Source organism: Primorskyibacter sp. S187A (genome assembly GCF_049800955.1).
Classification (GTDB): Bacteria; Pseudomonadota; Alphaproteobacteria; order Rhodobacterales; family Rhodobacteraceae; genus JAKVBH01.
In genome coordinates, this window is record NZ_JBNAGA010000003.1 from 273,825 (window position 1) to 300,747 (window position 26,923).

General features: G+C 60.9%; 21 protein-coding genes. 16 read left to right on the forward strand and 5 right to left on the reverse strand.

The genetic code is table 11. From position 1 onward, the window contains the following. Positions 1-16 precede the first annotated feature (16 nt). The 3 genes from ACP15S_RS18700 (at position 17) to ACP15S_RS18710 (ending at position 2,869) form a co-directional block, all read left to right on the forward strand. The gene (locus tag ACP15S_RS18700) at positions 17-1,447 is read left to right on the forward strand and encodes a carnitine 3-dehydrogenase (RefSeq protein ID WP_425041192.1); all 1,431 of its coding nucleotides are present in this window, start codon (positions 17-19) and stop codon (positions 1,445-1,447) included. 63 nt (positions 1,448-1,510) lie between these two features. Continuing rightward, positions 1,511-1,957 carry an RbsD/FucU family protein gene (locus ACP15S_RS18705; RefSeq protein WP_425041193.1) on the forward strand — a complete coding sequence of 149 codons (447 nt, stop codon included), beginning with the start codon at positions 1,511-1,513 and terminating at the stop codon, positions 1,955-1,957. 3 nt (positions 1,958-1,960) lie between these two features. Beyond that, positions 1,961-2,869 carry a ribokinase gene (locus ACP15S_RS18710; protein ID WP_425041194.1) on the forward strand — a complete coding sequence of 303 codons (909 nt, stop codon included), beginning with the start codon at positions 1,961-1,963 and terminating at the stop codon, positions 2,867-2,869. A gap of 6 nt (positions 2,870-2,875) precedes the next feature. Here the strand turns inward: ACP15S_RS18710 and ACP15S_RS18715 are convergent, their stop codons facing one another. Continuing rightward, complete coding sequence (locus tag ACP15S_RS18715; protein WP_425041195.1) at positions 2,876-3,913, reverse strand: ABC transporter ATP-binding protein; 1,038 nt, start codon at positions 3,911-3,913, stop codon at positions 2,876-2,878. 203 nt (positions 3,914-4,116) lie between these two features. Here ACP15S_RS18715 and ACP15S_RS18720 point away from each other — a divergent pair, with 203 nt between their 5' ends. Then, positions 4,117-5,748 carry an extracellular solute-binding protein gene (locus ACP15S_RS18720; RefSeq protein ID WP_425041196.1) on the forward strand — a complete coding sequence of 544 codons (1,632 nt, stop codon included), beginning with the start codon at positions 4,117-4,119 and terminating at the stop codon, positions 5,746-5,748. Positions 5,749-5,929: 181 nt separating this feature from the next. Here the strand turns inward: ACP15S_RS18720 and ACP15S_RS18725 are convergent, their stop codons facing one another. Beyond that, positions 5,930-7,477, reverse strand: coding sequence for a SulP family inorganic anion transporter (locus ACP15S_RS18725; RefSeq protein WP_425041309.1), 1,548 nt, complete (start codon positions 7,475-7,477; stop codon positions 5,930-5,932). 332 nt (positions 7,478-7,809) lie between these two features. Between ACP15S_RS18725 and ACP15S_RS18730 the strand changes: the two genes are divergently transcribed. The 6 genes from ACP15S_RS18730 to ACP15S_RS18755 all read left to right on the forward strand — a co-directional run bounded on the left by ACP15S_RS18730 (position 7,810) and on the right by ACP15S_RS18755 (position 15,167). Further along, entirely contained in the window at positions 7,810-9,030 is a 1,221-nt protein-coding gene (locus ACP15S_RS18730; RefSeq protein ID WP_425041197.1) for a WD40 repeat domain-containing protein, read from the forward strand. 65 nt (positions 9,031-9,095) lie between these two features. Further along, a complete protein-coding gene (locus ACP15S_RS18735) occupies positions 9,096-9,968 on the forward strand; it encodes an S-methyl-5'-thioadenosine phosphorylase (protein WP_425041198.1) in 873 nt (290 codons plus the stop codon). An 81-nt stretch (positions 9,969-10,049) separates the two neighbouring features. Then, positions 10,050-10,679 (forward strand): LysE family translocator, encoded by a 630-nt coding sequence (locus tag ACP15S_RS18740; RefSeq protein ID WP_425041199.1) that lies wholly within the window; start codon positions 10,050-10,052, stop codon positions 10,677-10,679. Next, on the forward strand, positions 10,676-11,206 hold the full coding sequence (locus ACP15S_RS18745) for an adenine phosphoribosyltransferase (RefSeq protein WP_425041200.1): 531 nt from the start codon (positions 10,676-10,678) through the stop codon (positions 11,204-11,206). The genes ACP15S_RS18740 and ACP15S_RS18745 overlap by 4 nt, the downstream gene beginning before the upstream one ends. Before the next feature lie 189 nt (positions 11,207-11,395). Further along, a complete protein-coding gene (locus tag ACP15S_RS18750) occupies positions 11,396-11,941 on the forward strand; it encodes a VPLPA-CTERM sorting domain-containing protein (protein WP_425041201.1) in 546 nt (181 codons plus the stop codon). A gap of 184 nt (positions 11,942-12,125) precedes the next feature. Next, positions 12,126-15,167 carry a hypothetical protein gene (locus ACP15S_RS18755; RefSeq protein ID WP_425041202.1) on the forward strand — a complete coding sequence of 1,014 codons (3,042 nt, stop codon included), beginning with the start codon at positions 12,126-12,128 and terminating at the stop codon, positions 15,165-15,167. 114 nt (positions 15,168-15,281) lie between these two features. Here ACP15S_RS18755 and ACP15S_RS18760 read toward each other — a convergent pair whose 3' ends face one another. Next, entirely contained in the window at positions 15,282-15,998 is a 717-nt protein-coding gene (locus ACP15S_RS18760; RefSeq protein ID WP_425041203.1) for a hypothetical protein, read from the reverse strand. A gap of 67 nt (positions 15,999-16,065) precedes the next feature. Between ACP15S_RS18760 and ACP15S_RS18765 the strand changes: the two genes are divergently transcribed. Further along, positions 16,066-18,486: a calcium-binding protein gene (locus tag ACP15S_RS18765; RefSeq protein WP_425041204.1), complete on the forward strand. Its 2,421-nt coding sequence runs from the start codon at positions 16,066-16,068 to the stop codon at positions 18,484-18,486. 77 nt (positions 18,487-18,563) lie between these two features. After that, entirely contained in the window at positions 18,564-20,498 is a 1,935-nt protein-coding gene (locus ACP15S_RS18770; RefSeq protein ID WP_425041205.1) for a M10 family metallopeptidase C-terminal domain-containing protein, read from the forward strand. 47 nt (positions 20,499-20,545) lie between these two features. Here ACP15S_RS18770 and tyrS read toward each other — a convergent pair whose 3' ends face one another. Beyond that, entirely contained in the window at positions 20,546-21,796 is a 1,251-nt protein-coding gene (gene tyrS, locus ACP15S_RS18775) for a tyrosine--tRNA ligase (RefSeq protein ID WP_425041206.1), read from the reverse strand. A 61-nt stretch (positions 21,797-21,857) separates the two neighbouring features. Here tyrS and ACP15S_RS18780 point away from each other — a divergent pair, with 61 nt between their 5' ends. Then, the gene (locus ACP15S_RS18780; RefSeq protein WP_425041207.1) at positions 21,858-22,952 is read left to right on the forward strand and encodes an anhydro-N-acetylmuramic acid kinase; all 1,095 of its coding nucleotides are present in this window, start codon (positions 21,858-21,860) and stop codon (positions 22,950-22,952) included. A gap of 66 nt (positions 22,953-23,018) precedes the next feature. Here ACP15S_RS18780 and ACP15S_RS18785 read toward each other — a convergent pair whose 3' ends face one another. Next, positions 23,019-23,987, reverse strand: coding sequence for an NADPH:quinone oxidoreductase family protein (locus tag ACP15S_RS18785; protein WP_425041208.1), 969 nt, complete (start codon positions 23,985-23,987; stop codon positions 23,019-23,021). A 277-nt stretch (positions 23,988-24,264) separates the two neighbouring features. Between ACP15S_RS18785 and ACP15S_RS18790 the strand changes: the two genes are divergently transcribed. From ACP15S_RS18790 to ACP15S_RS18800, 3 genes are all read left to right on the forward strand, one after another. After that, positions 24,265-24,645 (forward strand): helix-turn-helix domain-containing protein, encoded by a 381-nt coding sequence (locus ACP15S_RS18790; protein ID WP_425041209.1) that lies wholly within the window; start codon positions 24,265-24,267, stop codon positions 24,643-24,645. 31 nt (positions 24,646-24,676) lie between these two features. Beyond that, on the forward strand, positions 24,677-25,465 hold the full coding sequence (hisN, locus tag ACP15S_RS18795) for a histidinol-phosphatase (protein WP_425041210.1): 789 nt from the start codon (positions 24,677-24,679) through the stop codon (positions 25,463-25,465). A 119-nt stretch (positions 25,466-25,584) separates the two neighbouring features. Beyond that, a complete protein-coding gene (locus tag ACP15S_RS18800) occupies positions 25,585-26,916 on the forward strand; it encodes an 8-oxoguanine deaminase (protein ID WP_425041211.1) in 1,332 nt (443 codons plus the stop codon). Positions 26,917-26,923 lie beyond the last annotated feature (7 nt).

Below are 26,923 nucleotides of genomic sequence, written 5' to 3' on the forward strand. Positions count from 1 at the left end.
TGGAAAGGAATGCGCGATGAAGGCGGCGATAATCGGCGGCGGTGTGATTGGCGGCGGATGGGCCGCGCGGTTCTTGCTGAATGGCTGGGACGTCAATGTCTTTGACCCGGACCCGGAGGCCGAGCGCAAGATCGGCGAGGTGTTGGCCAATGCGCGCCGCGCGCTGCCTGCGCTCTACGACCGCGCGTTGCCGGAAGAGGGCGCGCTGAGTTTTGCGCCCAGCATCGCAGCCGCGGTTGACAGCGCCAGTTGGGTACAGGAGAGCGTGCCCGAACGGCTCGAGATCAAGCACACCACCTTCGCCGAGATCCAGGAGACGCTGGACCCCGAGGCGGTGATTGGCTCCTCGACATCTGGTTTCAAACCGTCCGAGCTGCAACGGGGCGCCAAGGACCCGACGCAGATCCTCGTGACCCATCCGTTCAACCCGGTCTATCTGCTGCCGCTCATCGAGGTTGTGCCGGGCGACAATTATGACCCGCGCGCGGTGGCCTGGGCCAAAGAGGTCCTGACCGGCATCGGCATGTATCCCTTACATGTCCGCAAAGAGATCGACGCCCATATCGCGGACCGGTTCCTTGAGGCGGTCTGGCGCGAGGCGCTTTGGCTGGTCAAAGATGGCGTCGCCACGACGGAGGAGATCGACGAGGCGATCCGCATGGGCTTTGGGCTCAGGTGGGCGCAGATGGGCCTGTTTGAGACCTACCGCGTGGCGGGCGGCGAGGCGGGCATGAAGCATTTCATGGCGCAGTTTGGCCCTGCGCTGGAATGGCCCTGGACCAAGCTCATGGATGTGCCGGAATTTACCGACGAGCTTGTCGACCTCATCGCGGGGCAGTCAGACGCGCAATCGGGGCACTTGAGCATTCGCGCGCTGGAGCGGCTGCGCGACGACAATCTGGTGGGAATTTTGCGCGCGCTCAAGAAGAACGAGGCGGCGGCGGGGAACATTCTCAACACCCATGAGGCCACGCTGCCCCTGACGCAGGAGGCGGATCTGCCCATCACGGTGGATCGTGTGATCCCGCAGACATGGACCGATTACAACGGCCATATGAACGAGGCCCATTATCTTGAAGCGGGCGCGCAGGCGACCGATGCTTTTATGGTGCTCGTGGGCGCGGATGCCGATTACATCAAAGCCGGGCACAGCTATTTCACGGTCGAAAACCATCTGCGTTATCTGGGTGAGATGAAGGCAGGCGAACGCTTGCGCGTGCGCTCGCAAGTGATGGGCGCGCAGGGCAAGAAGCTGCATCTGTTCCACTTTATCGAAAATGGCGACGGGCATCTCTGTGCGACGATGGAGAGTATGCTTCTGCACGTGAGCCTCGAGACGCGCCGGTCCTGTCCGCCCTTGCCGCAGGTTGCGGAGAAGCTCGTGGCGTTCGAGGCGGCCCATGCCGCGCTGCCCAAACCCGAAGGGGCCGGGCGCGCGATCGGGTGAGCCGCGAAAGCGTTGCAGAGTTTTTGCGAACTGGGCTAGGCTTGCTGCAAAAGGGAGGGCCTCATGCTCAAAGGGATTGATCCGATATTAAACGCCGACGTGCTTTATGCGCTGCGGGCCATGGGGCATGGGGATGATCTGATCATCGCCGATACCAACTTTCCGTCCGATTCCGTGGCCCGGGAGACGGTGCTGGGCGAGGTCTTGCGGATTGACCGGCCTGCGGCAGAGGTCGTGCGCGCAGTGCTCTCGCTCTATCCCATTGACACATTCGTGGATGATGCCGCCGCACGGATGGAAGTGGTGGATGAGCCGGAGACCATCCTGCCCGTGATGCAGGAGGTGCAGGCCGAGGTCAGCGCCGTGGCCGGGCCCACGATGATGTCCATCGAACGCTTTGCCTTTTATGAACGCGCCAAGCAGGCCTATGCGGTGATCCAGACCGGTGAGCGGCGGTTCTATGGTTGTTTCGCGCTGCGCAAGGGTGTCGTGCCGCCGGACGAGGGCTGAGCCATGGGGAAGGTTGCAATCCTTGGCATCTTCGTGGCCGATACCGCCTATCGCGCCGACCGGATGCCACGCATGGGCGAGACGATCCTGGGCAACGGCTTTGCGCTGGGTCCGGGCGGCAAGGGCTCCAATCAGGCGGTGGCGTCTGCGAAGCTGGGGGCGCAGACCCACATCGTCTCCAAGCTGGGGCAGGATGATTTCGCCAAGCTCGCGTTGGAGACATGGGCCAGGGCCGGTGTGATCGCGCATGTCGATCAGGTCAGCGAGACCTATACCGGCGCGGCCTATATCTTCATCGAGGAAAACACGGGCGACAATGCGATCATCGTTGCGCCGGGGGCTGCCGCGCTGATCTCGGTCGCCGATATCGAGGCGCGTGCGGAGGTCATCACCGGCGCCGATGTCTTCGTGACCCAGCTGGAGCAACCGATGGACGCCGCTGTGCGGGCGCTGGAACTGGCGCGCGGGGCGGGGGTCACGACTGTCCTCAACCCGGCTCCGGCGGCGGAATTGCCTGAGGGAATGTTGGCCTTGTGCGATTACGTGACGCCCAACGAGACGGAATGTGAGGCGCTCACCGGGATCACGGTAGTGACGCCTGAGGATGCCGAACGCGCCTGTATGGCGCTCAAGGAGATGGACGTGGGCACGCCGATCATCACGATGGGCGAACAGGGGGCGTATCTGCATGGACACGGGCTGGTGCCTGCGGTCAATGCGGGCCCCGTGGTCGAGACGACAGGGGCGGGCGATGCGTTCAACGGTGGGTTTGCCGCAGGCCTCTCGGAGGGTTTGAGCCCGCTGGAGGCCGCGCGCATGGGCTGCGCCACGGCTGGTCTCTCTGTGACGAAGGCAGGCACGGCGCCCGCGATGCCGGAGCGTGCGACGGTTGATGCGCTTTTGCGGGGCTAGGGCTTTTCAGGCCAGACGCGCGCCGCTCTCGGCATCGAACACATGTAGGTGGTCCGGGTCCGGCTTGAGATGGATAGTCTGTCCAGGCTCGAAGGCATGGCGTTCGCGGAAGACGGCTGTCACGTCCTGACCGTCAAAGCGCAGGAAGACCATCGTCTCGGACCCGGTGGGCTCCACCACTTTCACCTGCATGGGCAGGCCGTCGTCTGACAGGATCAGGTGCTCCGGCCGCACGCCCAGTTTGACCGACCCCGCGCCCGTGGGGCCGGGGAAGCTCTGGCCACCGAGGGTTACAGCACCATCGCTCAATTTGCCTGCGAGCAGGTTCATCGACGGCGCGCCTATGAAGGTGGCGACGAACTCGTTGGCTGGGTTGTCATAGAGCTCTAGCGGTGTGCCGACCTGCTCGATCACGCCGCCCTGCATGACGACGATGCGGTCAGCCAGCGTCATGGCTTCGATTTGATCATGGGTCACGAAGACAGTGGTCGTCTTGAGGCGCTGGTGCAGCTCCTTGATCTCGGTGCGCATCTGGATGCGCAGTTTGGCGTCAAGGTTCGACAGCGGCTCGTCAAACAGGAACACCTGCGGGTCGCGGACAATGGCGCGGCCCATGGCGACGCGCTGGCGCTGTCCGCCCGACAGGTGGCGCGGCTTGCGGTCGAGGTATTCGGTAAGGCTCAGGATCTCGGCGGCTTCACGCACGCGCCGGTCAATCTCGGCGCGATCCACCTTGGCCACCTTGAGCGCAAAGCCCATGTTCTCGGCCACGGATTTATGCGGGTAGAGCGCGTAGGTCTGAAAAACCATCGCAATGTCGCGCTCGGCCGGCGGCAGGTTGTTGACCACACGATCGCCAATGGCAATCGTGCCGCCATTGATCGGCTCAAGCCCCGCAATCATGCGCAAGAGCGTGGATTTCCCGCAGCCAGACGGGCCCACAAGCGCCACGAACTCGCCATCGGCAATGTCGACGTTGAGCCCGTGCAGCACTTCGACCGCGCCGTAGGATTTGCGGATATCCTGAATTTTCACATCAGCCATCTGGCGACGTCTCCCCTCCCGCGTGCCGTGATAATCCTTCGCGATCTCCGGCCCGTGTGGGCCATCAAAGGGCTATTATTGACTTAAGGTCAATAAGGTTCATACTCAAATGATGTGGGCAGCCCCGAGACGCAGCATATTCAAATCGCGACAAAAAAAGCGTCCGAGACCTCACATCATAACAAACTTGTCGTCTTGGGAGGATGCACGTGAAAGTCGAACTTTATAACTACATCAGAGCGGCTCAGAAAATGAACCGGCGCCAGATGCTCAAGGGCTCTGCGGCGCTTGGTGCGGCTGCGATGATGCCGAAGGTGGCCTCTGCAGCAGGCCACGGCAATGTCCGCGCCGAGATCCTGAAAATCCCCGGTGTGGGCGCGGGCTCTCCGACAGACAGCGATTGGCAGAAGGTCGGCGAGCTGTGCCTTGGTGCGACGAAAGAAAACGTCGCGGAGGGCGAATTTGAAGGCGTTGAGCTGACCTTCATGGGCCTCAACAACCAAAACCTGCATAACTTCCTCTTCCGTGGTTTCCTCAAGCCGTGGGAGGCCTATACCGGCGCGAAAATCAACTGGATCGACCTTGCGCAGGCCGATTACAACGCGCGCTTGCAGCAGAGCATCGCGACGGGCACTGTTGATTTCGACATCGTCGAAATGGGTGCGCCGTTTGAAGGTGATGTGCTGGGCAAAGGGCTCGCCTCCGAGATGCCAGATTGGGTCAAAGAGCAGATCGACATGGACGACTACGTCGATTACCTTAAGGCCCCCGTCGGCACATGGGGTGGCAAGACTTATCGCGTCTCCATTGACGGCGATTGCCACACCTTCGCCTATCGCAAGGACTACTTCGGAGAGGGTGGCATTGGCGGCGCGGAGGTGCCGACCACATGGCAGGAGATCAATCAGGTCTCCAAGGATCTCATCGGCAAGGAAGACCCACTCACAGGTCTGCCTGCGCATGGCTATCTCGATCCGCTTAAGGGGTGGGGCGGCTTCGGATTCTACTTCCTGGAAAACCGCGCGGCGGCCTATGCCAAGCATCCCAACAGCCCCGCCTGGCTCTTTGAGCCGGAGACCATGAAGCCCATGGTCAACAACCCGGCTTGGGTGCAGGCCATTCAGGACGTGATGGACCTGATTGATGCCGGCGCCTACCCGACCGATCAGATCAACGCCGATCCCGGCACGACGGCCTTCCAGCAATTCCTCGCAGGCACAGGCTCCATGCTGATGTGGTGGGGCGATGTGGGCTCAAGCGCACGCACCTCCGACACCTCTGTCGTCGGCGATGTCGTGGGCTTTGGCATCAACCCGGCTTCCGATCGCGTCTACAACGCGCAGGCCGGTGCCTGGGAAGAGACCCGCAACGAGGCGCCCAACATGGCCTATATCGGCTGGGGCGTCTACGTCATGGCGACGGTCGAGGGCGACGAGAAGAAGAAGAAAGCGGCCTGGTCCGCGGCGGCCCATCTGGGCGGCAAGGACCTCTCTCTCTGGGCCTCGGCTTACCCATCGGGCTTCCAGCCCTATCGCCAGTCGCACTTCCAGTTCGAGGAATGGGAAGAGGCAGGCTATGATCGCGCCTATGTCGAGGATTACCTCGGCTCCAACGCCGACAGCTACAACCACCCCAACGCCGCCATTGAGCCGCGTATCCCGGGGATCTTCCAGTACTACTCAGTGGCGGAAGATGAGCTGGCGAAAGGCTATGCCGGTCAGTATGCCTCCGCGCAGGAAACCGCAGATGCGATTGCGGCGGCCTGGGAGGAGATCACCGACCAGATCGGACGCGAGAGCCAGATCGCTGTCTACAAAGCCTCGCTTGGCATGTAGTCACCAGAGTGCTGAACGTGAGGGACGCAGGCATCGCGCCTGCGTCTTTTTTTGTACCGCACGACGCTCAGGCCGCATCATAGCGCTTCTCGAAAAAGCCTGGATCACGAAATCACAGCCAAGCACCTGCTTTCTCGTGATTTTCGCGATGCACGATCTCGCAGGTGTCCGTCGAATTGCTTTAGTGGCCGCCTTCGAGAATGCCCGTGCGCACGGAATAATCGACTGCAATGCCGTAGTCGGGGTCGTCATCGCTATCGACCATGAGATGCCCGGCTTTTGTGAGCAACTGATGACAATCGCGCGTCAAATGCCGCAGTTTGATCGTCTTGCCAGCCGCCTCATACCGCCCGGCCACCGCTTCAATGGCCTGCAAGGCTGATTGGTCGGCGACACGGCTCGCGGCGAAGTCGACGATCACGGTGTCGGGGTCGCTCTCGACTTGAAACAGCTCCACAAACCCGTCGGTGGAGCCGAAGAACAGCGGGCCCTGGATCTCATAGACCTTCGCGCCGGTTTCGGTCTGTGACTCGCGCTCAATGGCGTGAATGCGTGTCGCGTTTTGCCAGGAATAGACAAGCGCGGAGACGATCACGCCAACGACAACGGCGATGGCCAGATCATAAGCCACAGTTGTTGCCGTCACCAGGATGATGACAAAAGCATCGGCCCGTGGGACCCGGCGCAGGATGCGCAGAGAGTTCCAGGCAAAGGTTCCGATGACGACCATGAACATCACGCCCACAAGCGCTGCGAGCGGGATTTGCTCGATGATGGGGGAGCCTACGAGGATAAAGGCCAGAAGGAAGAGCGCCGCCGCGATCCCCGCAACCCGGGTCCGACCCCCGGATTTCACGTTGATCATGGATTGCCCGATCATCGCACAGCCGCCCATGCCGCCGAAGAAGCCAGTCACGGTATTGGCCACGCCCTGCGCGATGCACTCCTGGCTCGCGCCGCCGCGCTTGCCGGTGATGTCGCCCACGAGGTTCAGCGTCAAAAGGCTTTCGATCAGGCCAATGGCCGCGAGGATCACCGCATAGGGCAGGATGATCTCGAAGGTCTCCCATGTCAGCGGAACGGAGGGAATGTGGAAGGGGGGCAGGCCGCCCTCGATAGACGCCATGTCGCCCACGCGCGGCACATCAAGCCCAAAGGCAATCACGAGGCCCGCCACAACGCCGATGCCCATCAGAGGCGCGGGAATGACCTTGGTGATGCGTGGCATGACCCAGATGATCGCCATGGTCAGCGCCACCAGCGCCAGCATGATCGCCATCTGATCCATCGGGAGCCATTGACCCCCGCCCATGCCGTGCCCTGTATTCTCAATCGTGCCGGGCACCTTGAACTGACTGAGCTGAGCCAGAAAAATCACGATGGCGAGCCCGTTCACAAAGCCCAACATCACAGGATGGGGCACGAGCCGGATGAACTTGCCCCAATGCATCACGCCCGCAATCAGCTGCAGAATACCCATGAGCACAACAGTGGCGAAGAGGTATTCCACGCCGTGCTGCGCCACCAGCGCCACCATGACAACCGCCAAAGCCCCGGTTGCGCCCGAGATCATACCGGGCCGCCCGCCGATCAGCGCCGTGATCAGCCCCACGATGAATGCCGCATAAAGCCCCACCAGCGGATGCACCCCGGCGACGAAAGCAAACGCCACCGCCTCGGGCACAAGAGCCAGAGCGACGGTCAGGCCGGAGAGCAGTTCAATGCGCATCCGCGCGGGTGTCAGGGCTTCTCCACCGGCCAATTCGGACAGGGAATAACGGCTTTTCTCACGCGCGGGTGCGGCGTTACTCATCGGGCAACCTTTCGGGGGATATTTGTTCGCTGTGTGGCCGTTAGCGCATGTCAGTGGGAAATGCACGGCTTTCTTGCGAATACCAGCCATGTGTAACAGGCAAAACAGTGGGTTCGCGGAAAACCTTGCATCCTGTGCGCGCCCCGTCTTCCCGACAGCCCTTAAATGGAAACAGAGCTTCCCTAAAATTGCCGTACTGATCGCCTACCAAGTGACGAAAGTACCGCGTCGAGATCCGGGAACTGCTCATGAAAACATGTTTTGCCTCCGCGGCTTTTGGGATCTTCTGCCTGCTACAGCTTGTTTCGGCCTCTGTTGCGGCGGAGCCCTTGCGTCTCGTGCAGACGATTGAAGCGCCAGAAGACGCTGAGCGCATGGGGGAGGCGGTTGCGTTCACGGCGCGCGGAGCTCTGGTCTCGGTGCATTTTGATGGCCATGACCTCTATCGCTCCGGCGCCGTGCTCTTTGGTCTGGACCTAGCGACTTCTGAGCTCACCGCGCTGCCGCAGGCCGAGGGGCAGAGCAGCTCCCATTGGGCGGCACGGCGGCTGCATGTGGACGGCGATCGCACCTTGGTTTGCGAGAAGGTCAAGGACCGTGTGGCTACGCCGTGGCGCTCGGTCATGATCCGGACGACCCCACCCACAGGAGAGATCCTTGCCCGTTTCGAACTGCCCGAGATCGACGGCTACACGTTGAAACGCTTTGGCGATGCCTGCGCGATGCACGGCAACACCGTTGCTATCGGTGCGCAATGGATCCAATCTGAGACGCGCCACAGGCGCGGGGTGGTGCATCTCTTCGAGGCTGACACCGGCGCTTTGCGCCAGACAATGGAGTCTCCCCCAGTCCAAACACCCCTCACATTCAGCCAGGCTCTCGCCATGAATGGCCGTTTCCTCGCCATTGCCTCCACCGGGGCCAACGCGAGGGTTGGAGCCATGGGGGAGGTTACCCTGTATGACCGTGCCACGGGCCAACCACTGCATGTGTTCCGCCGCCCTGAAAACGGGTTCGAAGGGCGCGACGGACGGTTTGGCGCCCGTATTTTGATCGAAGGAGACAGGCTCATCATCGCGTCGCCATCGGGCGCTGAAAAGGGTCATACCGGCGGGACTGTTTGGGTGTTTGATCTCACGACCTACGCTCTCGAACATCGCTTCCAATCTCCCTTGGACGGCAAGAGCGCCGATTTCGGGCGCGCGATGGCTTTGCATGACGGCAAGCTTCTCATCGGGCAGCCGACGGCCCGCGTCGCGGGTCGTGCAGAGGCGGGCATGGCCTTCCTCTTTGACCTTGAAACCGGCGCACTCCTGCAAAGCCTGACGGCCCCAAAGAGCCCGCTGGGCGCGCAATTCGGGCGCAGCCTCGCGCTGGGTCCACAGGGCGCGCTCATCGCCGCGCCGACCCAGCGTCTGGGCCAATGGCGCGCGGGTGCGCTCTATCATTATCGATGGAACGTGAACTGAGGGCGGCTTGCGGGTGCCGGTCTGACATGTCTTAGTGCCGCCAAGGCAATCAAGTGAGACACAGCATGACCAAGACCAAAATCGGCATCATCGGCGGATCGGGGCTTTATGAAATCGTGGGGCTTAAAGAGGCGTCCTGGCAGGCGGTTGAGAGCCCGTGGGGGGCGCCCTCCGATGAGCTACTGACAGGCACGCTGGACGGCGTCGAGATGGTGTTTCTGCCCCGTCATGGCCGCGGTCATGTGCATTCGCCCAGCACCGTGCCTTATCGCGCCAATATCGACGCGCTCAAGCGACTGGGGGTTACGGATGTGATCTCGGTCTCGGCCTGCGGCTCGTTTCGCGAAGAGATGGCGCCGGGCGATTTCGTGATCGTGGATCAGTTCATCGACAGGACGTTTGCGCGCGAGAAGAGCTTTTTCGGCACGGGATGTGTGGCCCATGTAAGCGTGGCGCATCCAACCTGCCCGCGTCTGGGGGATGCCTGTGAAACAGCCGCCAAGGAGGCGGGTGTCACGGTGCACAAAGGCGGGACGTATCTGGCCATGGAAGGCCCGCAATTCTCGACGCTGGCGGAAAGCAAGATGTACCGTGAGGCATGGGGATGTGACGTGATTGGGATGACAAACATGCCCGAGGCCAAGCTCGCCCGCGAGGCGGAGCTCTGCTACGCCTCTGTCGCCATGATCACCGATTATGACAGCTGGCATCCCGATCACGGCGAGGTCGATGTCACGCAGATCATCACCACCTTGATGGGCAATGCCGAGAAGGGCCGCGACATGGTCAAGCGGTTGCCACGGCTGTTGGGGGCGGAGCGCGCCGATTGCCCGCATGGCTGCGACAAGGCGCTGGAATTCGCCATCATCACCGGGCCGGACAACCGTGATCCGGCGCTCATGGCCAAGCTGGATGCCGTGGCCGGGCGCGTGCTCTGAGCGGCTGTCTGACGTCTCTTCTGTTTTTCACTATCCCTTGCGGACGCGCACGCGCTCCGCTTGATCGAAAGGTCTTACGCCATGTCATTTGAACTCTGGTTGGCTTTTGTGGCCGCCTCCACGGCGCTGCTCATGATCCCCGGGCCAACGGTCTTGCTGGTCTTGTCCTATGCGCTGTCCAAGGGGCGCTCGGTGGCGGTCGCCTCTGCGGCGGGGGTCGCCCTGGGCGATCTGGTCGCCATGGTGGCGTCGCTGGCGGGGCTGGGCGCGCTGGTGCTGGCCTCGGCCACGGCCTTCACCCTGCTGAAATGGGCCGGGGCGGTCTATCTGATCTGGCTGGGCATCAAATTGATCCGCTCGGCTCCCTCGCAAGGTTTGGCCGTGCCACAGGCGCACGATGTGACCGCTGGCAGCGTCTTTGGCCATGCCGCGACCGTCACGGCACTCAACCCCAAGAGTATTGCGTTTTTCATTGCCTTTGTGCCGCAATTCATCGACCCCGCCGCCGCCTTTGTTCCGCAAGCGGCCATCCTTGTGGCCACCTTCGTTACGCTTGCAGCTGTCAACGCCTTTATCTATGCGCTGGCCGCGGACCGGCTGCGCCAGTTCATCACCCGCGGCGGTGTGATCACCTGGATCACGCGCGCTGGTGGGGCCACGCTCATCGCCATGGGTGTTCTGACTGCAACTCTCAAAAGGGCCACCCCATGAAACAGGTCAAAGACTACATCCGCACCATCGTCGACTTTCCCCATGAGGGCATTCTCTTTCGCGATGTCACGACGCTCTTTGCCGATCCACGCGGATTGCGCATGTGCATTGACCAGTTGCTGCATCCCTATGCGGGCCAGCGCTTTGACAAGGTTGTCGCGCTGGAGGCGCGGGGCTTCATCCTCGGCGGCGCGATTGCGCATCAACTGGGCGTGGGCTTCGTGCCCATTCGCAAGAAAGGCAAGCTGCCCGGGGCCGTGATTGCAGAGGAATACACGCTGGAATACGGGCAGGCGACGGTCGAGGTACATGACGATGCGATCTCGGCGGGCGAGCAGGTTCTGGTCGTGGATGATCTCTTGGCCACAGGTGGAACGGCGGAGGCAGGGATCAAACTGGTCGAGCGTCTTGGCGGGGAGATCATTGGCTGCGCTTTTGTTGTCGATCTGCCGGAACTGGGCGGGCGCGAGAAACTGGAGGCCATGGGCATGAACGTCCATGTGCTTTGCGAATTCGAGGGGCTTTGAGAGCTGCTGGCAGGGCCATTGTTTCGTATTTGAAAACGGCTGCTGTCATCGTCGGGCATTGTTGCTAAGTTGGCGCCTGTTTTCTTAAGTTTGGCCCCTATTTTGCCACATTTTGTCCTTTGTGCCTTTGCGCAGTTCTTAAAGAAGTGTTAAAACGACGACATTGATAAAGTCTTTAGGGGACAAAACATGAAATATTCTGCAATTCTGGCCACGGCCATTCTCGCGCTTGGCACGGCGGCCTCGGCATCAACACTCAGCGGCGACTCCGTCACGCGAGAAGTCACTAACAATGGCTCGATCATTGTTCCGGTAACTTCCTTTACAGTCGGCGCAGGCGTCGACTTCACTGACGCGAATATCAATATTGATATGAATGCCGGTGCGATGGGCGATCAGCTCGAGATCACTGTGGCCCCCGGCAACTACGGCGGAATGTACAGCACGTCTGGAACGACGGTCCTCACCTTTGGTGATCTGGATTTCACCGATGGGTCTTCTTTGATCGGCTTCGACGTCATTGACGATGGTCCTCTGGATTTCGTGGCCAGCATTGTTGACGGCTCCACGCTCGCGCTGACATTTGACGAAGCCCCGATTACCGGCGGCACATTTGCTCTGGGCACATATGTGACCGACATCGTGACGGCGCCGGTTCCACTGCCTGCCGGTGGTCTGCTTCTGCTCACGGGTCTGGGCGCCTTCGCCGTGTCGCGTCGGAAATCCGCGGCCTGAGGCAGCACAGCCTGAAGCTCTGTGCCGCCCTGAGCGGCGCATCTCGAGTACAGAAAACGTCGCCCCTCGGGCGGCGTTTTTTTCTGCGCGGGCTCTTCAAATTCCTTGCCTCAGCTCCCGGCGGGTCGCAAACTGACGTTACGTAACAAAAATGCATAAAAAGAAAGATCAAGGGGGACAGACTATGGCTACCGAAACGCGCGTGCTTGATGGCACGACGAGTGTCACGATTTTTGGCACAACCGTAAATTGGGACGGAGAAGACGACCGCCAGGATTATATTGGGATCTCCAATTCGGACTCTCCCGTCGACATTTTGAACCTGACCCTCTCTGACGGATCCTGGGTCATAGACACGATGTTTTTCCGCACGCCCGACGGCATGGATGTCAATATTCAGGACACCGCGGATGCAATGGATCGCACGATCAACTTTCTCAGCCTGGGCGAGGGAAGCCATGTTGTGGTTCTGGAGACGACGCAAATCCAGTTCCTGCGGCATGATGCAAGTTCTTCTTCGAGCTTCATGGATCTCACCCTCGGGAGCTCCGACACGAAATCTGTGGTGTTGGACAATGGCGACGATGTCGTGGCCACAGGCACGGGCCGGGTGGAATATATGGACACCGACGACGGTGACGATGAAGTCACCGTTGGCGCCAATGGTCGGATCGAATTCCTGAACCTGGGCTCGGGCGACGATACGCTGACCCTGCAAGATGATGCGCGCGTCAATTCCGTATATCTCGAAGGCGGATCGGACGTGTTTAACGGGTCCACGGGCGCGGACAGCAAAGTGGATACGCTCATCAGCTATGGCGGCGCAACAAACACGATCAATGTGAATCGTACGGACTTCGATTTCCTGTCGCTGGACGCCAATGGCTCGGAGTCAGCGACGATCAATGGCGGGACAGGCGATCTGCGCTCGGTCAAGTTCAACGGCAACGGCGCCTTTGTCGTCAATGGGAACGACAGTTTCATTGAGAGCATTCGGGGCAATGACGGCAATCACACCATCAATGCCGGAAGTCGGGGCGTGGATACCATTGCGCTGGGCAGCGGCACGAATGTGTTGAACACGACGAGCGATAGTTTCATCGCCAATTTCACGTCCTTCAGCGGCACCAACACACTGAACATCGCGACGGATGTCAGTGTTCGCTCCATCGGAACCAGCGACGGCGTCGATACGCTCAACAACCAGGGTAACGTCAATGCCGCGTCGCTCGGCAACGGCGATGATGTCGCCATTTTCTCTGGCGAGGGGCGCGGCGGCGTTCTCAATTTGGCGGACGGAAACAACACGTTCACGCATACCTCGTCGCGGGGTCTGGATGCGCTCGTCACCTATTCGGGTGATGACACCGTAACGATGAACAATGCCGATGCCTATCTCGGGACGGCAGACCTCGGGAACGGCAGCAACACCCTGAACCTGATTGATGGTGACCTGGGCAGCTATCGCGGCGGTGGCGAGAGCGATGACATCAACATGGATGGCGGGAGTATTGAAACTCTCAATGTCAGCGGTGGTGCCAATGACATGGACATCCTCGGTGGCCGCGTTGCGATAATCAACGCCTATGGCGGCAACGATGACTTGCTCGTGGACAATGGGGCGCGGATCGATTCAGCTGTGCTGGGAAGCGGCAACAACGACATTCACCTGCGCAATAATGCGCAGATTGAATCTCTCGAGGTGTTCGGTGGAAACGACACGATCGAAGTTGAGACCGGGTCCAGGATCGGCAGCCTGCGCGCAGGTGGTGGCGACAATGAAATCACTGCGCAAGCCGACACCCGGATCGATGACATTACCAGCTTTGACGGCAATGACACGATTGATCTCAACGGGGATGCCTCGGTTGAATACATCAGCGCGGGCAACGGTGACAACATCGTCAATCTGAGCTCGGCCTTTACGGCCATCGTGGATACCTTCGGGGGCAGCGATGATGTGACAACCGGCACGGGCTTTGTCCGTACGATCAGTACCGGAGACGGCGAGGATACGGTGGATGCGCGCCTTGCAGAGGGCGTCGGGCTCATCGAAACGGGCCGCGGCAATGACCGTGTGCAATTGGGGACGAACCTCGCAGGCAAGATCGTGTTGGGTGATGGCGACGATACCGTCTTTGTGCAGGCCGCAGGCGCCAGTAATCGCGGTGTGCAGATTTCCGGCGGCGGCGGTATGGATCGCATCGACTTTGGTGGTCTGGGCACAAGCGTTGTCTTCACACTCGATGGTGCCGGCATCTTCCAAAACGTAGGCGCGCCGGATGGCGCGATTGATGCGGAAGGCGTGGGCTTTTTTGCCGAAACCGGGATCGACAACGTCACAGGGGGCGATCTCGATGATGTGCTGACCGGGGACAACAACACCAATGTTCTCGACGGTGAGGCCGGCAATGACGTGCTCAACGGGTTGGGCGGCGACGATTCCCTGTTGGGCGAAGGCGGCAACGACACGCTCAACGGTGGTGATGGCAGCGACACATTGCGCGGCGATGACGGAGACGATCGTCTGAACGGCGATGCGGGAGAGGACACGCTCCTTGGCGGCGACGGTGACGACACGCTCTTTGGCGGCACGGAGAATGACCTGTTGGCCGGTAACAACGACGATGACAGCCTACGTGCTGGGGAAGGGGACGATACGCTCTTCGGCAATTCTGGCGACGACACGCTCAATGGCGAGGAGGGCAACGATAGCGCCTCCGGCGGCAATGGCGACGACCGTCTCTTCGGGCGTGCTGGTGAGGACACCATGCGCGGCGGGAATGGGGAAGATCTGTTCTACGGTGGGGCCGACGATGATATCCTGTCGGGCAACAATGGCAACGACACCCTGTTTGGTGGCTCCAGCGACGATCGGATCTTCGGCGGCGCGGGCGACGACAGTTTGATCGGTGGCTCTGGTGCTGATTTCATGGGGGGCGGCTCCGGCGCGGATACCTTTGTCTTCACCGCCATTTCCGACAGCCCCCATTCCGGGCCGCGCGATGAGATCGGCGATTTTGTCAGCGGAACTGATATGATCGACCTATCAGGCTTTGCCGGAACGTTGAGCTTCGTGGGCAGCTATACCGGCGCAGGCAACGAGGTCCGGTATAATTCCACGATCGGGCGGCTCTATGCGGATATCGACGGCGATGGCGCATCGGATTTCTCGGTTGATCTGGACGGCGCACCAACATTGGTGGCGAGCGATCTGATCCTCTGAAGAAAGCCATGTCCAAGAGAGGCGCGGGGCAAGCTCCGCGTCTCATCTATTCTGATATGCGGCCATGCTCTGGGCACGACGCTGTGGCCGTGGCCCCAGTGCTGTCCCGTTGTCTCAGAAACCGATTGCGATCCCGTAGCTGACATCAATGGCCTTGTTGCTCCAGGCCGTAATGCCCGCGCGCAAGGCCGGACTTCGGGGTTGATTGCTGAAGAGATCAAGGTGGCTCGAGACGCGCAGGAAGCCCAGATCTTCAAAATCCTCCGCGTCCACGTCCAGCAAGTCGGATGACAGATGCGCGCGAAAATGGGTGCGCTGCGCGCCGAGGCCAAACCGCAAGTCAGCCGTGCGACCGTTCAGGACATCCCAGGTTTTGCGGGCCTCTGCTGACGAGCCAAGAGAGAGATACCGCAAGGAGATTGTCACAGGGTCGGTGAAGACACCAATGCCTTCGGGCAACTTGTAGCGGCGCAGCCCGTAGCTGCCGAGGACCCCGGCATGCAGCGACCAATTGTTGAGGGTGTCGAACACGCGCCAGCTGATCTCCGCGGCGATCTCCTGACCTTGCCCAAGATTGCGCGCGCCTGTTGTGCCGTCTGAGGTCTCTCCGAAGAGCGGTACATCGCTACCGCTATCAAACGATTCCCCAAAAAACGCCGTGAAGAGGGCCGCCTGGGCCGCCTGTTCGCTCTGGGCTGACCCGGTGCCCAGTCGGAGTTGAAATTCGGGGGCTTCGGCTCGCGCGTAGGTGGACAAGGCCACAAGCGAGAGCGCAAACATCCCTGATTTGCGCGCGCATCCGTCCCAGTTTGGCATGCGTATTCTTTCCACCGTGACAATCCTTACGCGGCTCTTTACCTATAAGTTCAGGAGAATCCCATTAAATGGAGACCGCCAAATGGCAACGTTAACCAGTACAGTTGAAAATCTCGAAACGCTCGCCATCGAACTCGACACGGACATCAGCATCGAGTCCGAATTCGATGACCTGTTGGAGCAATTCGAAGAGCTGATCGAAACCACTGACCCTGTCTTCACGACGATTTCCTCGACCCTGATCGAAATGGAATTCGGCGACTTCACGGTCGAGCTTGCCGGTACGTCGCTGGGCCCTGTGGGCAGTGTGTCCGAGTTGGAAGATGCGATTGAGAATGCCACAGCGTCGGGCAATTTCACCAGCTTCACAGTCACCCATACAGCAGGTTCGACCGATACCGAAATCCTGGTCCTGACGCCTAACTTTGAAGGCTACTCGCTGACATCGGGGGATGTATCGGTTGTGTTGGCCGGCAGCCTGCCTCTTGGCTTCCCGACACTCTTTTCGCTGTCTGACGCGGTCGAAGAGCTGGGCCAGGCCATCGAAGATACACGCAACGGCGTTCCGCTTTCCGCGTCTGAACGCAGCGATTTGATCGCGACCCTGTCTGATTTCTCATTTGAAGGTGTGTTTGCCTCGCAAGCTGGCGGCTCGTCCGTTTCGTTGTCCTTGAGCAACGAGGAAGCCAGCGCCCAGATCAACGATCTGGAATTGGTCATCACGGGCAGCTTCGTCGGTCTGGAGACATTGGGAGATCTGGCCGATCTGATGTTGACCATTGTCGAAGATCTGGGTCCTGACTTCGATGGCTTTGGTGATATCGACTACGATGAAATCGACGGTGTTGAGATCGCCACTGCCGAATTCTCGCTGGACGGGGATCCTCTGGTCACGCTTGAGATGGGCGAAGAAGGCGAAGCGGACGTTATCGAGATTGACGGCGTCGAGTATGATGGCGTGATCGTCGGCACCGAGGATGACGATTTCGAGCGCCTCGAACTGGCAGATAATTCCGAGGTCGGCCTCATGCTTGGCTTTGGCGGCGATGATACGCTTGCCTCCTTTGACTCCGATGTTGGCCGCTATGATATCCGCGGCGGCGCGGGCAACGATGTCCTGATCGGCGGTGATCTGGGCGATACGTTGAACGGCGGCGCTGACAACGATGAGCTCTATGGCCTGCAAGGCGACGATACGCTCTTTGGCGAGGATGGTGATGATACCCTCTTCGGCGAAGAGGGCGACGACAGCATTCGCGGCGGTGAGGGCAACGACAGCATCGACGGTGATGCCAATCCCTTCGTGGAGTTTGAATCGGCGCAAGGCAACGGTGACGACACGCTGCGCGGCGATGGCGGCGATGACACGCTCCTTGGCGGCGATGGCAACGACAGCATCCTCGGCGGCGCGGACAATGACGCGCTCTCAGGCGGCGATGACAATGACACGCTGCGCGGTGATGACGGCAACGACACGCTGGATGGCGGCGACGGCAACGATTTTGTGCGTGGTGGCGCCGGTGACGATTCCGGACGCGGTCAGGATGGCAATGACGTCATGCTCGGCGACGCGGGCAACGATTCCCTGCGCGGCGGCCGTGGCGAAGACAGCCTGCGCGGTGGCGATGACAACGATCTGCTGCGCGGTGAACAGGGCAATGACACGCTGGATGGCGACGCCGGAAACGACACGCTCTCCGGCAGCTCCGGTGACGACAGCCTGCGGGGCGATCTTGGCAATGACCGTCTGTTTGGCGGCTCCGGCGATGATGTGGCCCGCGGTGACGAAGGCGCTGACGAAATAGACGGCGGCACGGGCAACGACAGCCTCTACGGCGGCGATGGCGATGATACGGCCACAGGCGGCACCGGCGATGATCTGTTGGTCGGCGGTGACGGCGAGGACCGCATGTTCGGCGGCGATGACGGCGATGTCATCTACGGTAATTCCGGCGAGGACACGCTGAACGGCGAAGACGGAAACGACTGGTTGTCGGGCGGCAGTGGTGACGATCTGGTGTTGGGTCGCGCGGGCAACGACACGATGCGCGGCTCCAACGGCGACGACCGTTTCTTCGGCGGCGCCGATGATGACGTGATTGCCGGCAACAACAACGACGATACGCTCAACGGCGGCTCCGGCGATGACCGGTTGTTTGGAGGCTCCGGCAACGACGTACTTGTCGGCGACGGTGGCGCAGACTTCCTCAACGGCGGGTCGGGTGCAGATGTCTTCGTCTTTGAAGAGGTGTCCGACAGCCCGCATTCCGGTCCGCGCGACGAGATCGCCGATTTTGTCAGCGGGACCGATATGATCGATCTCTCGGGCTTTGATGGCACGTTGACCTTCGTGGGCAGCACCTACACAGGCGCGGGCAACGAAGTGCGATACAATGACAATATCGGGCGGCTCTATATCGACATCGATGGCGATAACGCATCCGATTTCTCCGTGGATCTCGATGGCGCGCCAACGCTGCTTGGGAGCGACTTGATCCTCTGAACGCCTTGATTACTGATTGGAGGCGCGCGGGTTCTGCTCGCGCGCCTTGTTTATTGAGCAATGGAGGCTGACACCGCATGCAGACGTTGACAATGGCGACCGCCGTGAGCCGAGAATCCGCGCAATTTCGGGTGATCGAGGCCTGGGCGCGCTCCGTGGAAGACCGATCTGACGGTGCACTCGACATTGAGGTCTTCGCAGCGGGTGAGTTGATCGGTGCATTTGAAGTCACGGACGCGGTCAGCGCCGGGCAGATCGATCTGGGTTGGACGTCGCCTGCCTTCACGCCGTTTTTCTTTCCCGCCGTGAACGGTCTGGTTGTCCCAGGTGATGCGCCTTTGGGCTCCGTGGCCTCGGAGAGTGCCTGGCAAGTCCTGACGGACACGGACGAACCCGGCGTCAATATTGAGATTTTGGCCGCTGCCATGTCGGGCTTGTCGCAGATTGCATTGCGCGGACCGTTTGCAGGGTTCGAGGGATTGAAGATCGCGGCCCAAGGGGCGCTTGGCTCTGTGCTCAGTACGATGGGGGTCTCTGTTCAAAATATACCCGCCGGAGAGGTGGCCTCGGCGCTCGCGTCGGGGGCGATCGATGGTTTTGCATCCTCGTTCGATTTGGCCAGACGGTTGGAGTTTGATGATCTTATCGCGGAACGCCTTGTTCTGCCGGACAATGCCTTGGCAGGGCTTATTCCCTTTGCCCTGATGGCCAACGAAGACGCCTTGGCAAATCTGCCGCCGGCGCTCCGCGACCTTTTGCTGGAGGAAACCGGCGCAGGTTTGTCTCGCGAGCTTGGGGCGCGGATGGAGGCGACAGAGCGCGCAGCTTTGGAGGTCATCACAACGCCGGAGCGGGCTCTGGATGGCGCGGCGCTTGATGCATTTGCGGCGGCAGTCGAGACGTATCGCGACGGTTTGTCCGCCCAGGCGCGCGCGGCCAATGACGCCTTCCGGCATGCCCTGTCGAACGGGACAGAAGGCGCGCTGATCTACGGCACGGAAAGTGCCAATGCGCTGGAGGGCTCGGGCAGGGACGATCAGATCGAGGCCTTTGGCGGCGATGATACGATCCGGGCCGCGGACGGTGAGGATTCCGTCCGCGCGGGGCAGGGGAACGACTCGGTGCGCGGCGGCGCCGATGATGACCTGCTGCGCGGTGAACAAGGCGACGATACGCTGGATGGCGATGCGGGTAACGATACCTTGTCCGGGAGCGCCGGTGACGATTCTCTGCGCGGTGACGGCGGGGATGACAGGCTGTTTGGCGGCGCGGGCGAGGATACCCTGCGCGGTGGCTCTGGAGACAATGAGCTCTCGGGCGGCGCAGGCGCTGACAAGCTCTACGGTGGCAGCGATGACGATACGCTGAACGGCGGGGCTGATGCGGATCTCCTCGTGGGATCGGGCGGCAACGACTCCCTGCGCGCGGGAGACGGAGATGACACGCTCTTTGGCAATGCGGGGGATGATCGTCTGAACGGCGAGGACGGCGATGACTGGGCCTCTGGCGGGTCTGGTGATGATCTTCTGCTGGGACGCGCGGGACAAGATACGATGCGCGGCTCTACGGGAGATGATCGGTTTTTCGGCGGCGCGGATGAGGATGTTCTGGCGGGCAACGGCAACAACGATACGATCCATGGCGGGTCTGGTGATGACCGGCTGTTTGGCGGATCGGGAAATGATGTGTTGGTGGGCGACAGTGGGGCAGACCTGCTCAATGGCGGATCGGGGGCCGATGTCTTTGTCTTTGAGACTGTCGCTGACAGCCCGCATTCCGGCCCGCGCGACGAGATCGCTGATTTCGTCAGCGGGACTGACAGGATTGATCTCTCAGGGTTTGCGGGGACGCTGAGCTTTGTGGGCAGCACCTATACCGGGGCAGGCAACGAGGTGCGCTACAATGAGAGCATCGGACGGCTCTATGTCGATCTTGACGGTGACAGGGCCTCTGATCTGTCCATTGATCTGGATGGCGCGCCGGAGCTGCGCGCCAGTGATTTGATTTTGTAAGCGGGCCTACGGGGGGCGATCCGCTTTGCCGATGCTACAGGCTTTGATCAGCTCAGCTTGACCAGAGCGTGGCGCTTTTTGCCTGCCGACAGCTTGACCGGTGAGGCGAGGGCCTGAGCATCGAGCATCAGGCCCGCATCGGTCAGGGGTGCATCATCAATCCTGGCTCCGTTTTCCGCAATCAGGCGCTTGGCCTCCTTGCCGGATTTGGCGAGGCCCGCCTTGACGATGAGCTGGACGATGGAAATCCCGTCGCCGACATCTGCCTCAGAGAGATCCAGCGTTGGCAAATCATCCCCCACGCCGCCTTTCTCGAACACTTCGCGCGCCGTGGCCTCTGCCGTCTCCGCGGCCGCGCGGCCATGCAACAGAGCGGTGACTTCGCCCGCCAGCACGATCTTCGCGTCGTTGATCTCAGCCCCGCCCAAAGCGCCCAGCCGGTCGCATTCCTCTACGGGCAGCTCGGTGTAGAGCTTGAGAAACCGGCCCACATCAGCATCGGTTGTGTTGCGCCAGAACTGCCAGAACTCGTATGGCGAAAGCATCTCGGCATTGAGCCAAACCGCGCCCGAGGCGGATTTGCCCATCTTCTTTCCATCGCTGGTGGTCAGCAGGGGCGAGGTGAGCCCATAGATCTCATGGTCCAGAACCCGGCGCGTCAGGTCGATCCCGTTGACGATGTTGCCCCATTGATCCGACCCGCCCATCTGCAACACGCAGCCATAGCGGCGGTTGAGCTCGAGGAAGTCATAGGCCTGCAGGATCATGTAGTTGAACTCGAGAAACGATAGCGATTGCTCCCGATCCAGCCGCGATTTGACGCTTTCAAAAGCGAGCATGCGGTTGACCGAGAAGTGCCGTCCGATGTCGCGCAGAAAATCGAGGTAATTGAGCCCGTCCAGCCATTCGGCATTGTTGAGCATCATGGCGCCTGAGGGGCCATCGTTATAGTCGATATATGCGGAGAACACCTGTTTGATGCCCGCAATGTTGTCATCGATCTGTGCAGGCGTCAGCAGCGGGCGCTCATCGGCGCGAAAGCTCGGATCGCCCACCTTGGTTGTCCCGCCGCCCATCAGCGTGATCGGGCGCCCGCCGGTCTTTTGCAGCCAGCGCAGCATCATGATCTGGATGAGTGAGCCGACATGTAGGGATTTGGCCGTGGCATCAAAGCCAATATAGGCCGGCATCCCGCCCTTGAGCGCGGCATCGTCGAGGCCTTGGTAATCCGTACAATCCGCAAGGAACCCGCGCTGCATCATTACAGCCATAAAGTCGGATTTGGGATGGTAGGTCATGACGGCTCTCCGATATGCTGGGCTTAAGCCTATAAAGGGCAGGCGGGGTGAGGAAAAGGGCATGTTGAAAGAGGGCAGGATCTGGGCCGTGGGTGCCATGTCGGGCACGTCGCTCGATGGTGTGGATGTGGCGGCACTGGACTCCGATGGCGAGCACATCTTCGGCTTTGGCGAGAGCGGCTATCGCGCCTATTCCCCGACCGAACGACAGCTCCTGCGCGCGGCTTTGGGGCGGTGGCCGGGTGACGATCTGGAAGCGGCGCAGGAGGTCATTCACAGGGCGCATCTTGAAGCGCTCCGCGAGATGCCCGGTGCGCTCATTGGCTTTCATGGCCAGACGCTGGCTCATGATCCATCGGGCCGGGGCACTCATCAATTGGGGGATGGTCAGGCATTGGCCGACGCGTTGCAGAGGCCCGTCGTGTGGGATTTCCGGACGGCTGATGTGCAGCTTGGTGGCCAAGGCGCGCCTCTGGCACCGTTCTATCACTTTGCCTGTGCCCGCTACATTGGTGCCAAGGCGCCGATGGCTTTCCTCAATCTTGGCGGGGTCGGCAACATCACATGGGTTGATCCGCGCAAATCGGGCCCTGAAGTGCAAGGCGCGCTTTTGGCGTTCGACACTGGCCCGGCCAATGCCCCGCTCAATGATCTGATGACAGCCCGGCGTGGCGTGCCTTTTGACGAAGACGGCGCGCTTGCCAGGACAGGAACGGTCGCAGACGGCGCGCTCGAGCTCTTTTTGCAAGAGGCGTATTTTCGCAAGATGCCCCCCAAATCGCTGGACCGGGACGACTTCGCGCTCATGCTCGATCTCGTCAAGGAATTGTCAGACGCAGATGCGGCGGCGACCATGTGCGCGATGGCAGCCAGCGCTGTGATGCAGGGCATGGAATATCTGCCCGAGAAGCCTGCGCAGCTCCTCGTCTGCGGGGGAGGCCGGCACAATCCTGTCATCATGGACATGCTCTCCGTCGCGCTTGATTGCCCTGTGCGCCCGGTCGAACATGTGGGGCTCGATGGCGATATGCTTGAGGCGCAGGCCTTTGCATATCTGGCAATCCGCGTGGCGCGCGGCCTGCCGACGTCTTGTCCCACCACTACAGGTGTGCAAGCGCTTGTGGGGGGCGGCGTCGTGAGCTGGCCTGCGGGCTGACCGGTCGCGGTCATGCCCCCTTTGTGTCTCGCGGGTGCGCGTCGTGTCACGGGGGCGTGCCCCCGCTCAAAGATCAGCCACTTGCACAACGACCTTACCGGTTGAGCGCCGCTCGCGGAGCAGTTCCAGCGCGTCGCGTGCTTCTGCCAAAGGCAAGACGTTGGAGACGTGAGGCTTGATGCGCCCGGCCGCATACCAGTCAAACAATTCGGTCAGTGAGCCTGTCAACGCCGCCGGGTTGAACTTCAGATAGCCGCCCCAATAGACGCCCATAACGGTGAGATTTTTGACCAGCAGATGGTTGGCAGGCACGGAGGGCACATCTCCGGAGGCAAACCCTATGGGCAACAGGCGCGCTTCGGGGTTGCAGGCGCGAAACGCATCCTTGAATTGCGCGCCGCCCACGGGATCATAAACAACATCAGCACCGCCAAGCGCTTTGACCTCGGCCCGCAAATCCGCATGGCTCGCGTCAATCAGATGGTCCGCACCGGCTGCCTTGGCGGCCTCAAGCTTTGCGGCACCGCGCGCGCAGGCAATGACTTCCGCGCCCATCAACTTGCCGATCTCGACGGCTGTCAGCCCAACGCCGCCCGCCGCGCCCAGCACCAGCAATCGCTCACCGGGTTGCAAACGGGCGCGGTGCTTCAGCGCCAGATGAGAGGTACCATACGCAACTTGAAACGCGGCTGCGTCCACCAATGACATCGCATCGGGCAGTTGCACGGCGCGGTTTGCATCAAAACATCCGTACTCAGCCAAACCGCCCGATCCTCCAAAGACCGCGATCCGGCTGCCGATGGGAGGCGCGGTAACACCCTCGCCAAGGGCTTCCACATAGCCCGCCACTTCCATGCCGAGGGTGAAAGGCGCGTCGGGTGTCTCCTGATAGGTGCCTTTTTCCATCAGCAGGTCCGCGAAGTTCAATCCGCAAGCGCCAATGCGCAAGAGAATCTGTCCCGGTCCGGGCTCGGGTTTCTCGATCTCTGTCAGCGCGGCGGCACTACCAGTGGTTGAAATATGAAAGGCCTGCATCGCTCATCTCCTGCAGAATTGTCACAAACAGGCCTATCTTGTGACACTCCTGAGTGCAAAGGAGATATATGGGGGGTGGTATGATACCGCTTTGCGTGTGCTGTCGCCAAATAGCGCCCGTATGGCGCGCAAATAACACTTGCTTTAAGCGCCGAAGTTACTAACCTTGGCGCGTCCGGCTGAATGCCCGGTGATTGTGATGATTTTGGTAAGAGTGTGGAAATGGTCTCGCTGTATCGTATAGCTGGGCCGCATATTAAAGAGCAAGGACGATAACATGGCACATCCCGTAGACGTTCACGTCGGAAAACGCATTCGTCATAGACGCTGGCTGGTCGGTATGACCCAACAGCAATTGGCAGAACGTGTGGGGATCAAGTTCCAACAGATCCAGAAATATGAGACAGGGGCCAATCGCGTCAGCGCGTCCCGTCTTTGGGACATTGCCGAGGCGCTTGATGTGCCCGTGAGTTTCTTCTTCGAGGGGATCGAAGAAGGTGAGATCGAGGCCGCAGATCAATCCGCGAGCAGCGCGGTCCCCGCGGACCTGTTGGGCGACAAGGAAGCCCTCGATCTTGTGCGCTCTTATTACGCTATTCCTGAAAATCAGCGCCGCCGCCTCTTTGAGCTTGCGCGCGTGCTGAGCGACGTCGCATAAGCGGCCCCGCCGGATCTGGCGGGAGGAATAGATGTCTGATGATATGACCGACGCGCTGGTTGTGGCGCAGGAAATGGCCGACGCGGCGCGCGCGGCCATTTTGCCGTATTTCAGGGCTGGTGTGTCCGCTGACAACAAGGATGCCGGAGGATTTGACCCTGTGACCGTTGCGGATCGCGCGGGCGAGGAAGCCATGCGCGCTGTCCTTGCGCGCAGACGCCCGCAGGACGGTATTCTGGGCGAGGAATTTGATGCCGTTGCGAGCCGGAGCGGTTTGACCTGGGTCCTTGATCCGATCGATGGCACGCGTGGCTTCATCTCTGGAACACCGACCTGGGGCGTTTTGATCGCACTTTCAGATGACAGGAAAGTACATCTGGGGATCGTGGATCAGCCCTATATCGGCGAGCGTTTCATCGGTGGCCCCGGTGTCGCCCAAGTTCACGGCCCGCAAGGTGTGTCGCCACTTCGGACCCGCGATACGACAGCCTTGGCCGAGGCCACGCTGTTTACAACCTTCCCCGAAGTCGGGACTGCGGCCGACCGGGACAGCTTCGAGCGCGTGGCGCGCCACGTGAAACTGACGCGATATGGCTGCGATTGTTATGCTTATGCTCTGCTGGCTGCGGGTCAAATCGATCTGGTGATCGAGGCGGGCCTGAATGCCTATGACATCCAGGGCCCGATTGGCGTGGTTGAGGCGGCAGGTGGTCTTGTGACCGATTGGGACGGAGGCCCCGCGCTGCACGGGGGGCATGCTCTCGCCGCGGCCAATCCCCAAATCCACGCCGCCGCTTTGGAAATTCTGCGCAAGGGCTGACGCGCCCCTCTTGCGTCGCGCCGCTTTTTTGGCCTACCGTCAGACATAACGCGCGTAATTTGCCCATTTCCGGCGCGTTCATCCCTCTCATAGAAATGGGCCAATCGAGAGGGGCTGGAATGGATCATATCCTTAAAAATGCAAGCTGTGTCATGACGATGGATGACGCGAGCTCTGAGTTGTGCGATGTTGATATTCGGCTGAGCGACGGGTGTATCACTGAGATCGGCGTCGCGTTGGATGGGCCCGGCGAAGTGCATGATCTGAGCGGTTGCCTTGTGACGCCGGGGCTCGTGAATACCCATCACCATCTCTACCAGGTTCTGACGCGCGCTGTTCCTGCCGCGCAAGATGCGCTGCTCTTCGGCTGGTTGCAGACCCTCTATCCGATCTGGGCGCGGTTCACCCCGGAGGATATGTTCGTCTCGGCTCAAGTTGGCCTTGCAGAGCTGGCCTTGTCAGGGTGCACGCTGACCTCCGACCATCTCTATCTTTATCCCAATGGGGCCCGTCTGGACGACACGATCGACGCCGCGCGCGACGTGGGCTTGCGCTTCCACCCGACACGCGGTGCTATGTCAATCGGCGAGAGCGCGGGTGGCTTGCCGCCCGATGCATTGGTCGAGCAAGAGGCGGCGATCCTTGAGGACTGCATGCGCGTGATTGATGCCCATCACGACAGTCGCCCGGGCGCTATGGTCCGCGTGGGGGTTGCGCCTTGTTCGCCCTTCTCCGTCAGCCGGGAACTCATGCGGGATGCCGCGCTGCTGGCCCGAGACAAGGGCGTCATGATGCATACGCATCTGGCCGAAAATGATCAGGATATCGCCTATTCGCAGGCGCAATTTGGCTGCACGCCGGGTGAATATGCGCAAGACTTGGGCTGGACGGGCAGTGATGTGTGGCACGCCCATTGCGTCAAGCTCGACGCGCGCGAGATCAGCCTTTTTGCGCAAAGCCGCACCGGTGTGGCCCATTGCCCCTGTTCAAATTGCCGTTTGGGCTCCGGGATTGCGCCGGTGCGTCAGATGCTGGATGCCGGCGTGCTTGTGGGCCTGGGGGTGGACGGGACGGCGTCGAATGACACGGGCAATCTGATCTTGGAGGCGCGACAGGCCATGCTGCTGCAAAGGGTCAGTCAGGGCGCGGATGCCATGAGCGCGCGGGATGCGTTGCGTTTGGCAACCCGCGGTGGCGCGGAGGTGTTGGGCCGCGATGATTGCGGACAGGTTGTGCCCGGCATGCGCGCGGATCTGGCGATTTGGGATATGCGCGGCATCGAGGCCGCTGGAAGTTGGGATCCGGCGGCGCTTTTGCTGGCGGGGCCAAGTCAGGTGCGCCACCTGTTTGTGGAAGGGCGCCAGATCGTCCGGGAGGGCGCCGTTGTCAGTTTTGACCTGAACCGCGCGTTGCATCAGGCCGAAGCCTGCGTGCAAAGGCTAATGGCGTAACCTCAGG

Bases quoted from the DNA above. Each gene is read 5' to 3' on its own strand.
- ACP15S_RS18750 (WP_425041201.1), top strand. From the start codon at position 11,396: ATGAAATATTCTGCAATTCTGGCCACGGCCATTCTCGCGCTTGGCACG.
- tyrS (WP_425041206.1), bottom strand. From the start codon at position 21,796: ATGACCTACCATCCCAAATCCGACTTTATGGCTGTAATGATGCAGCGC.
- ACP15S_RS18700 (WP_425041192.1), top strand. From the start codon at position 17: ATGAAGGCGGCGATAATCGGCGGCGGTGTGATTGGCGGCGGATGGGCC.
- ACP15S_RS18740 (WP_425041199.1), top strand. From the start codon at position 10,050: ATGTCATTTGAACTCTGGTTGGCTTTTGTGGCCGCCTCCACGGCGCTG.
- ACP15S_RS18800 (WP_425041211.1), top strand. From the start codon at position 25,585: ATGGATCATATCCTTAAAAATGCAAGCTGTGTCATGACGATGGATGAC.
- ACP15S_RS18720 (WP_425041196.1), top strand. From the start codon at position 4,117: ATGCACGTGAAAGTCGAACTTTATAACTACATCAGAGCGGCTCAGAAA.
- ACP15S_RS18715 (WP_425041195.1), bottom strand. From the start codon at position 3,913: ATGGCTGATGTGAAAATTCAGGATATCCGCAAATCCTACGGCGCGGTC.
- ACP15S_RS18710 (WP_425041194.1), top strand. From the start codon at position 1,961: ATGGGGAAGGTTGCAATCCTTGGCATCTTCGTGGCCGATACCGCCTAT.
- ACP15S_RS18705 (WP_425041193.1), top strand. From the start codon at position 1,511: ATGCTCAAAGGGATTGATCCGATATTAAACGCCGACGTGCTTTATGCG.
- ACP15S_RS18735 (WP_425041198.1), top strand. From the start codon at position 9,096: ATGACCAAGACCAAAATCGGCATCATCGGCGGATCGGGGCTTTATGAA.
- ACP15S_RS18745 (WP_425041200.1), top strand. From the start codon at position 10,676: ATGAAACAGGTCAAAGACTACATCCGCACCATCGTCGACTTTCCCCAT.
- ACP15S_RS18730 (WP_425041197.1), top strand. From the start codon at position 7,810: ATGAAAACATGTTTTGCCTCCGCGGCTTTTGGGATCTTCTGCCTGCTA.
- ACP15S_RS18725 (WP_425041309.1), bottom strand. From the start codon at position 7,477: ATGCGCATTGAACTGCTCTCCGGCCTGACCGTCGCTCTGGCTCTTGTG.
- ACP15S_RS18790 (WP_425041209.1), top strand. From the start codon at position 24,265: ATGGCACATCCCGTAGACGTTCACGTCGGAAAACGCATTCGTCATAGA.
- ACP15S_RS18755 (WP_425041202.1), top strand. From the start codon at position 12,126: ATGGCTACCGAAACGCGCGTGCTTGATGGCACGACGAGTGTCACGATT.
- ACP15S_RS18770 (WP_425041205.1), top strand. From the start codon at position 18,564: ATGCAGACGTTGACAATGGCGACCGCCGTGAGCCGAGAATCCGCGCAA.
- ACP15S_RS18780 (WP_425041207.1), top strand. From the start codon at position 21,858: ATGTTGAAAGAGGGCAGGATCTGGGCCGTGGGTGCCATGTCGGGCACG.
- ACP15S_RS18765 (WP_425041204.1), top strand. From the start codon at position 16,066: ATGGCAACGTTAACCAGTACAGTTGAAAATCTCGAAACGCTCGCCATC.
- hisN (WP_425041210.1), top strand. From the start codon at position 24,677: ATGTCTGATGATATGACCGACGCGCTGGTTGTGGCGCAGGAAATGGCC.
- ACP15S_RS18785 (WP_425041208.1), bottom strand. From the start codon at position 23,987: ATGCAGGCCTTTCATATTTCAACCACTGGTAGTGCCGCCGCGCTGACA.